The following is a 13411-nucleotide window of genomic DNA, read 5'->3' on the forward strand; positions in this document are numbered from 1 at the left end:
ATTTCATACACTTTAAACTATTGTTAATATAATATATGAGGATCTAAATATAAGTACTTAACTTATTAGAGATATTACTTGACTATTTTTCCAACTTCTGTGCAAATGTCGATGTTCATGCCACTTTAGTACTCCTGGGTAAAATACTAAAATGTAATTTTCTAATTCGTGTATTGAGTCTTTTTGCTCTAAATCATTTTTATAGTAAACGTTGTGTTCTGCTAAAACATATTTTCTGACCTTCTGATCTGTATAATTTTTTGCTTTATAGTTGTGAGTAACGCTAAATCTTTCTAAAATTGGCTTGTGTTTTAAATTCCAATATTGCCCTGAAAGTTTATCGCTTCCCAATACAAATTTATTTCCTCTTTCTTCTACGCTACTAACTGGAAAGCACGTATTTATGTCTCCTAAATCCCAACTGTCTGATAATACTATCTGCGCTTTTGCAAATTTAATCGATGGTAATAAACTCTGTGGTAATGGATATAGTGCTTTTAAGTTGTACCACAAATGATTTCTTTCATAAATACCGTTATAATTCTTTGTGTGAGGCTCGGTTTCTCCAAGGATTGCTACATCTAGGCGATATATATCATTGCTTAAAGCTCGTTCATAATGATCGCGTAGATAGTTTTCTATAATCCTAATAACTGGACCACTAGACCTGAAAAAATTTACTCTTCCAAATGATAACACTGGTCCATCTTTTTCTATTTTTACCCCTGAATAATCAGAAAGAAGATCTCCAAATAAACTCTCATCCAATATAAATCTCTGCGCATTATAATAATCGTTAAAAATCCTCATCAATCTGGATCTTACAGGCAGTAATAGTTTTGCCAGCTCTACTACTGCATCTACGAAGAAGTCATTTGGTACCTCTTTTATCCCTACTTGCAACTCAAAAAAATGTTTACCAGGTGGTTCTTCGATAATTTTAATATCTTCTATATTTGCCCATTTTAGTGCTATTTTTAGTGATGCTGGAGTTCCTCTCAGTCTTTGAAATTTTACTCCTTCTACTACGGCTTTTCTTTTATCCCTTATCCAACGTAGAATTTCCCCCAATCCATATTCTTCAACTAACCACGGCAATGTTTCTTCTTTAAGACTAAACTTAAATCCTCTGATACAGCTCGGATCAACCTTATAATCTATTGCATTAACCAGCGCTTTTTCTTGCTTTGTTGCGTTTGGCGGTAATAAACTTTTCATTTGTCTTTTCTTTCAAGTTGCTTTAATTTCCTTTATTTAGGTAGCTTATGAGTAAGCAAGAGATCATTTCAGAACTGATCAAAAATAAAGATGTTCTTAATATCGAAAACACTTTCCATAATATTTGACCATACTATCCATACTTTAAAAAACAAGTTACAACTTCTGGAAGAAAATCAATACTTTCGTCTCCCTAACATTGGGCATTTTTATCCAGTAAACCTTAAACCACTTATTGAACGCAATCCCCTCACTGGCACAAAACAAAAAAATACGTTTTAAATCCTATCTAACTTGACGTGGCCAAGCACTGCACACTCATTCCCCAATACTACAACATCCTCTTTTGGCTCGATTAATTCTACGTTTTCTACACCCTCTACAAATAGGTTTGCTATTATCCAAGATCTTGTAACATTCCATCCTAATCTTTTTGCTAATTCAAACTTCTTAATAAACTGCTTCTTGATTTCCTCCTTCGATATCACAGGACTTATGCTCATTCTGCTGTGAATATCTATTTCCGTAATATTGCAACCTATCACTGTTAATGTATCGGTTAAAACCCTTATATCATCTCTAGTAACCTGCTTTTTTACAATTTTAAGTAGTTCTTCTGATACTATGCCAGTTGTGGATAATTGTGTTGATAAGATTGAAATTTGTACTTTTCCTGGTATAGGTGATTCTACTAATGCATCTTTTACTCTACTATCTGCTGACAGTGCATGATACCTATAATACTCCTTGCTTCCACACGTGCTTGAGCCTACTATCTTTGCTTTAATTCTTTTTCTAAATCGTTCATCATCTTCTTCTTTTTGCCTCTCCACTCCATAAAACTCAGCTAAATTATCAAGATCTTCTCCCATTGCAAATTTTAGTAAATTGCTCTTTACTGATTCATTTATTCTTTGTCTTAGTAACAATTCCCTCCATGCTGCTACTTCTAATACCTTCATCGCTGGGTCACTTTCTACTAATGCTGTAAAACTTGCATCACACTTCACTAACTCTTCCTTCATCCGAGACAGAATTTCTTCGAAGTTCAGTCGCTCAATAATGTTAGTCTGCTGCATCTTTATACTATAAAGCGAATGTTTTTCCCACTTGGTACGTATAATCCTTCTAGGTCAAGCGTTACTTTTCCTTCTTTCACCTCTGTTATTTTTACTTTTTCTAATTTAAATCTTTTTTCCCATTTCCCTAAAGCTTCTGCTGTTGCTGCATATATCTCAAGTGTTAAATCTCTACTGATTGGTTTATCCACTAATTCAAATAGTCTAGACCCATAATCCCTTCTCATTATCCTACTGTTAATAGGAGTGGTCAGTATATCAATTATTGATTGTTTCAGATGTTCTATTCCTTCTAATTCTTTTCCTGTTTTGGAGTCCATCCCTTCCATTTTTAGCCTGCAAACACGTTTTCACTGCCTTTTATTACTTTAAACCCACATGAAACTATATCTCCTACTCTTCCCGCTCCAAACCCATTTGCAAACACTGTTTTTGATCCTTCAGTTAATGCTCTTCCTTCACTAAATTTGTCTCCTTGTCTGCACATTGGCTTACCATTTACAGAAACATTGTTACTCCCACTAATGCAAAAATGCGGTGTTACTTCTACACAATAATCTCCTACTCGTACAACCGATTTATTCATTTAATTAAGGTTTATTCTATCTGCTTTCAGTTTTATTTCGCTCTTCGTCATCTCTATGCTCGATTCCCCAGCTTTCAGTGTTATTTTGTCTACTACTTCAATCTCTAAATGATGCTTCTCTTTATCATATAACAATCTTGTTCCATCCTGAAACTTCACACTATTTATTTCTTTTTTATCCTCTGGTGCAGAGTATTTTTCCTGATATATTCCTCCTAATACCACTCCTAATGATAGTTCACCAAGAGGAGAAAATACCATTACTTGTTCATCGATATCTGGTGGAGACCAATTTCTATCTTTTCCTGCTTTGCTTGTTATCCATGGTAAATAATCTGTTAAAAATTCTCCTATTTTCACTCTTACTTTTGCTTTTTCACAATCTATTTCTTTTACAACTCCTATACGGACAATATTGGCTAATTTCCTCTGTAATTCTGCAATCGCAAAATTATTCTCTAACATTTATTTCACCGATTTCTATTTTGTGTGGCATAAATTTTCCTTCTTTCCAAATAGATCGCCCTACGTGTATTGTATGCACCCATTCTACCATCCACACAAGATATGCATCTAATTCAGGTCTAAATTCGTCAACTTCTGCAGAGATAAATTCTCCTGGTGAAACATTTTTTACGTTCCAAGTATTTTTATCTACTACTTTTGCTACTTCTGCTGCTAATGACCTGACAATAATAGCTGCATTTTCTATTGTGCTATCAATCACAATCCTCGCTTCAAATCTTGCTTTCAGCGCTAATTCTTCTGTTCCAGGATCATGTCCTTTTTCAAATCCGCTAAGTTCCACAAACACCGCTGGCGCTACTAATTCCTTTCTTATCGATGGATAAATTTCACATGTCTGTATTGCTGGTATTTCTTTCTTCAGTGTGGTGCAAATTGCGTTATGCAAATCTTTAAAATTCATACACTTCCTGTAATATAACTTAATTCACGTTCAAAAAATTTTGTAAATACTTTCTCAACCTCATAATTAACAAGATTCCCTATTATCCTTGAAGCCTCAGGTTCGAGTGACAATTTAACTTCCTTTATTGGCAATGCTGCTCTTCCTTCACGTTTAAACATACCGCTATTTCCTTTTGGCATAACTGCTGCAAATCCTCCTATAAACTCATGCTTTCCTACTTTCGATCCTCTTCTTGTTTTTTGTATTTTGCCAATTGTCGATGCTCTAATGTCGTAGAGATTTGCTCTAATTAACACTTCTAATCTGCTTGTTTTTGCTTTAAAAATTCTTAATCTCTTTCTTATCAAACTTAATTTTATCTTCTTTTCCTCACTAATTTCTTTTGCTGTCTTCAATTTTAGCCATAGTGCTGTTCTATTTAGTGCTTTTATAGCTGCCAGTTTTACTTTCTGCTCTTTTTCGTCAATATTGTAGACTATTTCATTAATATTGTTACTAATTTTAATATCAAACACTTTCTATTGCTTCAATTTTCCATATTTCACTCGAAGAATCTTTTAACGGTGGTTCAAAAATCTTGTAGAACCTTTTTTCAATCTTGATATAATCGCCTATGCTAAAGGAAGTAACGTCCTGATCACGTATTTCTATAGAAGCAATTTGCTGAGTTAATTCTCCACCTGCACCTAAAGAGTACGTAGTCTCAGGACGTTTAATTAGCACTTTTATTCTACGAATGCCCTCCTTATTTTTATTACAATATGTGGCTTCCACTCCTAAATGCTTAAAACAATCCTCCAATAATCGCTTAATATTCTCTTGCATATTTCTTTTTGATATACTAACCTTTACATGCTAAGAAAGCGCATACCGGTAGAGTCGTTCTGTGCCTCACCAACTTGTAATTACTCTACCAGTATGTTATGCTATAGCGACTTTTACTAATACGCCAGGCCTATGGCACATTGGCAGAGGATTTGACTGTGTATGTAAATCGGTCCCTCTATCAAATCTTCTTGGCTCTTGTTTTGCATAGAGTGGTTTTCCTAGTGTATTTACTGTCTCATTAAAGTCTGCTGGTGCAAAATATGTCGTAAATGTACTTGCTGTTCCTACTGGAAAACAGTTTCCACTTTCTCTTTCTATAAACCTTCTTACATTTCCCTCAGGATCAGTTGCTTGCCCTCTATATTCCTCAAACGTGATTCCACAAAACGTAAATCCTGATCTCATATCATTCCTTAGCGCTGCTCCTTCTTGCCATCTTTCATATGCTTCTTTCACTTTACTATGCGAAGTTAATGCATCAAAAAATTCAGGGCTTACCAAGGCATGTACTCCTGTCATATATTCACCACTTAAGTTATCTTCTATATGCCGGAGTACTTCCAGACACTTACGCTTTACATCAGTTGTTGCAGTTCCTAGTGCAAAATTTACTACTTTTGGTGTGATTTCAAATTCGTTGTACAGATTTAATAATTCTGACCCATCAGCATCTAAAATTATTCCCTTCAGCGCTCCCATTCGCAAATGCTCTAATGTTATTGCGTGCTTGTTTCTCATTAGCTGTAAATGGTCAGTTATTACGTCTGCCAGCGCTTTAAGTTCACTCTCTGATCCAAATGCCCTTATTCCCTGTACTTCCTCTGGTAACACTACATCATCGTGAGGAATATGTGGAATCGTAAATGTTCTTATTTTCCGTTTTCCTCGTTTTCCCACTGTTGCTGGTGCTCCTGGAACTTGTGTTGGTAATAAACTTAAAACTCCGTTGTGTTCTTCTATGGTAATATGTCTAAATCTTACTGACCTAGTTGGAAATAAATTTAGATTTTCAACTCGTCCATAATTTATCGGCAATATATTTATCGCATTTGTTAGCGCTGTCATGCTAAATGCTGTATTTGTAAATGGATTTTGCATTCTTTTTCTCCTTATTAATTTTAGTTAAACTCCCTTGCGGATAATGATCCCTCGTGCTTCAAGTTGCTTTATTGCTTCAGCTTTCTGTTCTTCAGTGATATTTGCTGGCCACACAACTGCATGATCTGCTAGTATTGCACCACGAGTAATAATTACTGCTTTGGCATTTTCTGTCGCATTTACATCACTTACTATTGCACCTATTGCTGTTTGTGTGCCATCTGTTCCAGCAGGATTAAGTACTCTAATAAAACCATCTTCCGTCTTTTTGGCAACTACTGCACCAAGCTTAAGATTTTGACCTTTAGCTACTGTTATTTGGTCTCTTGAATATAGGTTGGACACTTCATATTTCAGAAGATCGCCTAAATTATTTCCTTCAGTTATACTTATCATGTCTTTTTCTCTCCTTTTTTTATTTTTTTACCGCCGCGTTTACAATTGCTATACACCGCGGTTATTACCTTATAATTAGCCATTATGGCGCATTTTGGACACTTATTTACCGCAGAGCACTATATACGGCGGTTATAAAAATACTTTAACTCCTACGACTTCTTGCTACCTGTGTCATCAAATCTTCCTGCGAATTCCGCGGTATTGCACTCAGTATCTCTGTCTTTTTCGTTCGCTCTGCAAGTAACTCCATTAAAACTTCCCGTGCTTGCTCAACACTTACGCCTTGCTCTATAAATTCTCCTATCTTTTCTGGCATCTTTGATACATTACATAATCTTATTATCTCTAAAATTTCTCTACGACAGTTCTCCTCAATAGTTGTCATACTAACACTCCTACTTTTATGATTGTTGATAAATTCAAAAAATGTTGTAACTCCATCTGCAAGACCTATTTCTACTGCTTTCTCGCCAAAATACAGCCCTGCTTCTGTTGATCGAATCTTTTCAATTGAAAGACCTCTGTTCCTTGCTATCAGCTGCACAAACATTTCATATAGTCGGTCTACTTCTTTTTGTAAGCTTCCCAGACTTTCAGACGTCATTGGCTCATGCGGGTTTAAATCATTCTTTCGACTACCAGCAAAGATTGTGGTGTACTTAATACCTTGCCTTTCATCAAACCTACTTTGATCTATGTGACTTGCTATTACTCCAATACTGCCCACACCAGAAGTTCTGCTCACAAATACCTTCTCAGCGCTAGAAGCTATAGCATATGCAGCAGAATATGCATCATCATTTGCTATTGCAATAATTCTCTTTTTTGTTCTTGATTCATAAATAAAATCAGCTAGGTCAAAGACACCGTTTACTTCCCCTCCTGGACTGTCTATGTCAAGTAGAATCGTCTCTATGCTTTTATCTCCTAAAGCACTCTCTATCTCTTCATGAATATTTTCATACGAAGTCATATCTAAAATATGATCAAAAGCTTCTGTTTTTTTTGTCAAAACTCCATAAATACGTATTATTGCTATTCCTTTTGGGTTTATATGAAAATGCTTTAAGTTCTTAAAGATAGGTTGTTTGCTGTTATATAATGATAGTAGTTCAAAGCTTCTTCTCTCTACCATTACTGGTTTATTTATCCACATCACCTTCCTTCCCTTTTATGATTAACATCAGAATCGAAACAAAGTCCAAAAGAATTAGCTCGCTTTTGATCTTCTGCTATTTCTTGGTCAATTTCTTCTACATCGTAACCCATTTCTGATACTACTTCTGCTCGACTCTTAAATCCATTTCTTACTGCCATTTGCTGTGCTTGCTGGTCTTTCAGTGGATCCACCCAATCAAATCCCTGTGGTATCCATTTTACTTCTTCTTTCGCTGCTTTTACTACTTTTTCATCTATACTCAGTTCTCCACAAAGTACTGCTAACTCTAGCCATCTACTCCATACTGGCCTGCAAAACTGAAATACTATAATGTTGTGTTGCAGCATAGCGCATCGACGACGAAACTCTATTAATCCAGCTCTGATTGATGAGTAATTAACACCTGTTAAATCTCCTGTTAGCTGCTCATATGTTATTCCTGTACCTATTGCTATTGCCCTCAGTTGCTGTCTCATGAATGCTTCATAACTTCCTCCAACATCTGATGGCTCTGAAAATTTTATGTCCTCTCCTGGGTCTAAAAGCTGCATTGTTCCAGGTTCCAGGCCAGATAGTGCTACTCCTTGCTCATTACTTTCACCTTCTCCCATGATATTTGCTTCTGGATCGAGTCTCGTAATAAATCCAGCAAACATTGCTGCTGTCTTTTTTCTCACTAATTCTGCATCATCGTATTGATCAAGTTCATAAAGCTTTAGCAGTATATTAGAAAGCCATGGCTCTCCTCTAATTTGCCCAGGTCTTAGTGGTCTATAGATATGTAAAACATCGTTTGCTGGTACTCTCACTGATTCTCCAAATGAGCCTTCTCCTGGATGTTCTCTAAATAAGTAATATGCTTCTCTTTGCCCAAGTCTATTGAACTCAATCCCGTTTCTTATTACATTACCATTTGCTAAAGTTTTATTTGTTTTATTTTCTAAATGTTCAGACTCAAGTACTTGCAGTTGTAATGGTACAGAAAATCTATCCTCTAGCTTTCTCGTTCTTAAACGTATAAAACATTCTCCTCCCTCTATCATACTTCTGCATACTAGAGCTTGTAATCCATAAAAATCACTTACTCCGTTACTATCTGCTTCATCTGTCCATCTTAGCCATAATTCTTGTACTTTCTTTCGAAATTCTCCATCTCTTGCTTTTGATTGCGGTTTTATTCCTGTTCCAATAGAGTTACTTACTATTGTATCAATAATATTTGCTGCATATGGATTTTTTCTTACCATATCACGAGAGCGGCTACGCAAGTGCTCAAGGCTTTGAGAAAGCAAATTATTTATGCTTCCTGCTTCTCCTTGCCAATACATTACCCTTCTTCCTGAGCCTGCTGCATCCCATGCAGAACTTTTGATTTTTGGCTTACCAAATAATTGTTTGAAGGTTTTTAACATCCTGATAACCAAAATTCTCTTAATTCTTTCAAAGTTCCGTTAAATTTGTTTCTGTCACATTTTCCGATTCCTTCTACTTCATGCGGCTTTGCTCCTGTTTGACCGTCGGTATATTGCCATAGAGTCCAGTTCCTCCATCCTATTGGTAATGTCAGTTTTGTTCCCCATTTTGCTAACCATAGTGGACATTCTGTTAAAGTTGGGGTGGCAAAATCCTTGAGAAAACTAGGGCTTCCATAAATTAACGGCAAACGTCCGGTTACTAAATAGACCCTATTTACAAAGTCCTCTGCTTGTTTTGGCATTATGCTTTTTCCATCTTTGTTTTCCTCAATGTCAAGGGCTAACAATATATTTGAACTATCACCAATTGTTTCGAGAAAATGCTCAGCTTGGTCTTTGCCGCTTTTTTCCCCGACACCAAAATGGTATGCACCCCAAAGCAATTCCTCTTTTTCAGCGGCTTTTTTCCTTTTTGTATATTCAGGATCTACGTACTTTACCCCCTGGGTGGCTTTGTGAATTATGCCTACTATGCCATCTTCTTTTGTTAATCTAAAATCTATCTCCTGATTCCAGTGCGACAAATCTATTACTGCATTTATAAGCATACCTGGTGTAGCGGTAGCTATCATATACCTCAAATGCTCTAGAAAATCTGGGTATCCATTTTCTATCATGCAACTTCTCATACCACTCCTTTATTCGTTGAAATAACAATCTTTCTTTTTGGTTTTTGACCTTCAACCTTGAGCTCAGCCTTGATTCTTTGTCTTAAGTTTAAAAGATCGTTTATTTGCACTTCAGCATATCTCACAACATGGTCACCATATGCAATTGATACTACTCGCTCTCCGCTTTGCAGCTTCTTTATTGCTTGTTCAACTTGAAACAAATACTCTTCGTTATACATTTTTCAACCACTTACTCTGTCTTACTTTTTTAGGTTTTTTACTTTCCATTTTCCCACTCAAACTATTCCATTTACTCTCTGGCCATCGATCGATTCCAAGCGCAATAGATGCAGCTCTCGCATAAATTCGGCAATCTAGTACTTCATTTCTTTCTCTTACCTTTTGCCACTCTTGTTTGGTATAACCTTTTACTACTTTGCTGACTAATTGCTCTGCCGTTAGCTGCTTAAAATATTCAGGTGCATACTCGGGAAAATGACAGTATCCTGCTGGAGCTTCTTCACCGTCCTTTAAAACATTAAGTAATTGAAAAAGTTCTGACTTTAAAATCGATACTCCCACTGGCCAGAGCTTTATTCCTCTTTTTAGCTTTTGACCACCAACTGTTATATCTACTCTACTTGGGCTGCTAAGTGGTACTAGAGCTTTATTTACACCTTTCACTGCCATTACTCTTCCAGAGCCTTGATGACCTCTTACCCAATTGTATACTTCTTGTGTCGCATACCCAGCATCAACCGCCATCATACTTATCATGTATTCAAGACCATTTTCACCGATAAAATGATGATTTAAGAGCTCAGAGAGTTTTCCCCATACTTCTCCTCTTCCAGTATCACCTTCAAATACTCGGTATTCTATTGACCAACTTTCGCGGCTTTTTCCCCATGCTACAACTTCTACTTCTAAACGATCTTTTTGGACATCTACTCCTGCAGTAAGCACCACTTCTCTCCTAGGTACTGTGCCTACGGGAAAAAATTCTCTCCTGTTAAATAATTGCTTCCAATCTGGTACTTCTCCTTTGTCTACCCAGGTTTCTCCAAGCGTAGTATTTATCCATACTTTTAGTAATTGTTCACTTTCTTTTGCATGAAGAAAATCTTCTACTGCTTGAGTCCAGCTATACCAGCCTACTGGACTATAAAGACTTGAAAGATGAAATCCTTTTTTCTCACCTTTTACTCTATTAGTAGGTCTCCATTCTCCACGCTCAAGCATCTCTGTCTTTTGATGATTTTCTATTTTGCCGCTACATTCAGTGCAGACATAATGTGCTGTTCTTGAGTCGTTGTTTTCCCATTTAATTTGTGACCATTTTAGAACTTGATAGTAATTACAATACGGACATGGTACAAAAAAGTACTGCTTATCTGTTGCTTCAAATTCTTTCTCAATTCTGCTTATTCCATGAATTGTTGGTGTTGATACTAAAAAAATCTTTCGCTGTGCAAATGTATTAGTTCGAGCAATACTAAGCAGTACTGGATCTCCTTCTCCTCCTGAATCTCCTGGGTAGGCATCTATTTCATCAAGAAAGAGATATTTTACTGGCATAGATCTCAGTGCTACACTGCTATTTGCTCCGGTTATTACTACTATTCCACCTGGAAATTCCTTACTTTGCACAGTATTGCCCGAATCTCTTGACCTTGGGTCTTTTACTTTATTTTTTAAACATGGCGTACTCTCTATTAACGGTGCAAATCTTCCCTTCGACCAACGTTTTCCCATTTCAACTGTTGGCTGTACTACTAGCATTGGACCTGGTGTTTGATCGATGATATAGCCTATCCAATTGTTACCAGCTTCTGTTCCTCCAATCTGCGCTCCTTTCATGAATACTACTTTTTCTGCAGTTGAAGACGGAGATAGTGAATCCATGATTTCTTTAAGGTATGGCGTTCTCTCTGTTCTCCATTTCCCTGGCTCTGATGCTGCAGTTGGCGCTAAAACTCGATACTCATTCGCCCACTCTGACACTTTAAGTAGTGGATCTGGCTTTAAACCTTCAGAAAAAGATGTAGCATATATCATATCGCTAGCTCTTCACCATCATTAGATGATACCTCAACATCACTTAAAATAGAACTGCACTCACTTGTTTTCTCACTTTCAAGTTCAATAAACATTTTCTTTTCAAGTGCTTCTTCTATGTACTTCTGAGTTAAATTACTCATTGTTATTGCAGCTATGAACGCAACTATTCCCACCATTACCGCAGCTATAATGTTAGGGTAAATTCCCACTATCACTATTGCACATACTGTTATAGAAACACAGACGATATTGATATATTTCTTTATTTTTTTGTCTGCTATTTTCCTTTCTTCAAAATATTTATTGCTCAATAAATGAAATGTTGGAAAGTTCTTCTGTCTTCCAAATAGCACTATTTCCTTCTCTTTGCTCAGTAATTTTATTAATTTTGCGTTGTTCGTTATTATTGCATACTGAAAAACATCCGTGGCATCTGCTCCTCTCTTTAGCAACAACTTTACTACGTTAAAGTGACCATGCTTTGCAGCAACATAAATTCCCGTTTTTCCACTCTCATCTACAGCATCTATTTCAACTCCTTCACCAAGAATACCGTCTATTAGGTCTTCATATCCTTTTCTGGCAGCTAAATGAAGCAAACTGTTTTTATCAGCTCCGTATCTATTACTTGCTAAAATCTTTACTATATCTAATCTATTTGCTTCTTTTGCATAACAAAATGGTGTCTTGCCATTATCATCCTTAATTAAAGGGTCTATATCTTCTCGCGTTAGTAAAACTTCTATTGTTTTCAGCCTTTCAGCATAATGTAGTGGCGTTTTATTTTCATAATCTTGTAAGTTAACCCCAGCATTAGGAACATTTATTAAGCATCTTACAATATCTAAACATAAGTCCCTTTCGTCGTAATTACTACTACTTATAGCTACGTGCAAAGAAGATAATTTCATTGCATTTCTGCCGCTACCAGCTATATTGACATTCGCACCAAGATTTGAAAGTAATTTTACTACTCCTAGCTTCTTGTTGTTTACTGCATAATGAATTGCTGCATGATTTCTCACGTCAAGAACATCCTTATCCGCGTTTCCTTCTCTAATTAAAATTTCTACTATTTCTTCATGTCCAGCTCCTGCCGCTAAGTGTAATGGTGTATGTAGTAAAGCATTCTGCTCATTAACATTAACTCCTTTGTTAAGTAAAAATCTTACAGCATTTGCTTCATTCAACATCGCAGCTAAGTGAAGCAAGCTATCTCCCTCTGATCCATATTTATGATTGATTAGTGCTTGTAATATTTCTTCTCTTGCACAAGAAAGCGCACTTTTACCATCATCATCAGCGATCAGTGGATTAATATTTTTCCTGTTCAGTAAGAGTGCAACCATACTAAGCTCGTTAATTTCTACTGCATAATGCAGTGGTGTCTTTCCGTTTGATCCTCTGACATTAACATCTAATCCAGGTTGATTAATGAGGCACTTTATTAATTCTAAACTTAACTTAGCAGACATTATTCAAATTTAGCGTTAGATAATTCTTGTAATGAGTTTGTAATCTCTTCGGTTAGCGCCATATGAATCTTTTCAGTGTCACTCAGTGATGCAAGCAGTGCTGAAACTCTATTTGGAATATTAAGCAAATTATTACGGACAACTCTTGCTACGTTAAATGCATCGCGCTTTACTTCCTCTACTGCTACAAGTTCTCCTATTTCAGCCTTAGCTTTTGCCTCAAGCAATTTACCACGTTCCATCTCATTTTTTATTCGCGTTTTTAGCAACATCGTGGAAAGGTTACTTGTATTTTCGTTTTCTGGATTTTTCCTCCTCAGTGGCTGACTTGGATCTCTTATTGCCGCTACTGCTTCATTTGCTTGCTCTCTATTGATCAAACCATCCTCCAACTTAACTATTCCTTTTTTTACTAAATAACAGACATATTGCTTTGATACTCCTATCTCTCTTGCCCATTCTGTTTGCGTGATTTTCACTTTTTTTTGCCT

17 protein-coding genes are annotated in these 13411 nt (G+C 36.3%); all 17 read right to left on the minus strand.

All coding sequences use genetic code 11. The features are described 5' to 3' along the window. Positions 1-57: 57 nt before the first annotated feature. The 17 genes from AAGD66_RS02055 to AAGD66_RS02135 all read right to left on the minus strand — a co-directional run bounded on the left by AAGD66_RS02055 (position 58) and on the right by AAGD66_RS02135 (position 13399). Positions 58-1218: a phage tail protein gene (locus AAGD66_RS02055; RefSeq protein WP_341811540.1), complete on the minus strand. Its 1161-nt coding sequence runs from the start codon at positions 1216-1218 to the stop codon at positions 58-60. Positions 1219-1496: 278 nt separating this feature from the next. Beyond that, positions 1497-2297 (minus strand): baseplate J/gp47 family protein, encoded by an 801-nt coding sequence (locus tag AAGD66_RS02060; protein WP_341811539.1) that lies wholly within the window; start codon positions 2295-2297, stop codon positions 1497-1499. Between the two features lie 2 nt (positions 2298-2299). After that, complete coding sequence (locus tag AAGD66_RS02065; RefSeq protein WP_264704365.1) at positions 2300-2626, minus strand: GPW/gp25 family protein; 327 nt, start codon at positions 2624-2626, stop codon at positions 2300-2302. A gap of 2 nt (positions 2627-2628) precedes the next feature. After that, complete coding sequence (locus AAGD66_RS02070; RefSeq protein WP_264704364.1) at positions 2629-2883, minus strand: PAAR domain-containing protein; 255 nt, start codon at positions 2881-2883, stop codon at positions 2629-2631. Next, the gene (locus AAGD66_RS02075; RefSeq protein ID WP_264685225.1) at positions 2884-3348 is read right to left on the minus strand and encodes a phage baseplate assembly protein V; all 465 of its coding nucleotides are present in this window, start codon (positions 3346-3348) and stop codon (positions 2884-2886) included. Next, positions 3335-3811, minus strand: a complete 477-nt coding sequence (locus AAGD66_RS02080; protein ID WP_264685224.1) for a hypothetical protein — start codon at positions 3809-3811, stop codon at positions 3335-3337. Before AAGD66_RS02080 ends, AAGD66_RS02075 begins: the two co-directional genes overlap by 14 nt. Then, positions 3808-4302, minus strand: a complete 495-nt coding sequence (locus AAGD66_RS02085; RefSeq protein WP_410529790.1) for a phage tail protein — start codon at positions 4300-4302, stop codon at positions 3808-3810. Before AAGD66_RS02085 ends, AAGD66_RS02080 begins: the two co-directional genes overlap by 4 nt. Before the next feature lie 19 nt (positions 4303-4321). Continuing rightward, on the minus strand, positions 4322-4639 hold the full coding sequence (locus AAGD66_RS02090; protein ID WP_250120149.1) for a hypothetical protein: 318 nt from the start codon (positions 4637-4639) through the stop codon (positions 4322-4324). A 96-nt stretch (positions 4640-4735) separates the two neighbouring features. Further along, entirely contained in the window at positions 4736-5740 is a 1005-nt protein-coding gene (locus AAGD66_RS02095) for a major capsid protein (protein ID WP_341814508.1), read from the minus strand. A 24-nt stretch (positions 5741-5764) separates the two neighbouring features. Next, entirely contained in the window at positions 5765-6136 is a 372-nt protein-coding gene (locus AAGD66_RS02100) for a head decoration protein (RefSeq protein ID WP_265024421.1), read from the minus strand. A 145-nt stretch (positions 6137-6281) separates the two neighbouring features. Next, positions 6282-7295, minus strand: coding sequence for a S49 family peptidase (locus AAGD66_RS02105; RefSeq protein WP_265024422.1), 1014 nt, complete (start codon positions 7293-7295; stop codon positions 6282-6284). Next, the gene (locus AAGD66_RS02110; protein ID WP_341814509.1) at positions 7295-8710 is read right to left on the minus strand and encodes a phage portal protein; all 1416 of its coding nucleotides are present in this window, start codon (positions 8708-8710) and stop codon (positions 7295-7297) included. The genes AAGD66_RS02105 and AAGD66_RS02110 overlap by 1 nt, the downstream gene beginning before the upstream one ends. After that, entirely contained in the window at positions 8704-9345 is a 642-nt protein-coding gene (locus AAGD66_RS02115; protein WP_341814510.1) for a glycoside hydrolase family 25 protein, read from the minus strand. Before AAGD66_RS02115 ends, AAGD66_RS02110 begins: the two co-directional genes overlap by 7 nt. 53 nt (positions 9346-9398) lie before the next feature. Continuing rightward, positions 9399-9623: a gpW family protein gene (locus tag AAGD66_RS02120; RefSeq protein WP_230609214.1), complete on the minus strand. Its 225-nt coding sequence runs from the start codon at positions 9621-9623 to the stop codon at positions 9399-9401. Then, positions 9616-11442 (minus strand): phage terminase large subunit family protein, encoded by a 1827-nt coding sequence (locus AAGD66_RS02125; protein WP_341814511.1) that lies wholly within the window; start codon positions 11440-11442, stop codon positions 9616-9618. Before AAGD66_RS02125 ends, AAGD66_RS02120 begins: the two co-directional genes overlap by 8 nt. Then, complete coding sequence (locus tag AAGD66_RS02130) at positions 11439-12920, minus strand: ankyrin repeat domain-containing protein (RefSeq protein WP_341814512.1); 1482 nt, start codon at positions 12918-12920, stop codon at positions 11439-11441. The genes AAGD66_RS02125 and AAGD66_RS02130 overlap by 4 nt, the downstream gene beginning before the upstream one ends. After that, positions 12920-13399, minus strand: a complete 480-nt coding sequence (locus AAGD66_RS02135) for a hypothetical protein (protein ID WP_341814513.1) — start codon at positions 13397-13399, stop codon at positions 12920-12922. The genes AAGD66_RS02130 and AAGD66_RS02135 overlap by 1 nt, the downstream gene beginning before the upstream one ends. Positions 13400-13411: the final 12 nt, after the last annotated feature.

Source organism: Wolbachia endosymbiont (group A) of Dendrolimus pini (assembly GCF_964026835.1).
Taxonomy (GTDB): domain Bacteria; phylum Pseudomonadota; class Alphaproteobacteria; order Rickettsiales; family Anaplasmataceae; genus Wolbachia; species Wolbachia pipientis.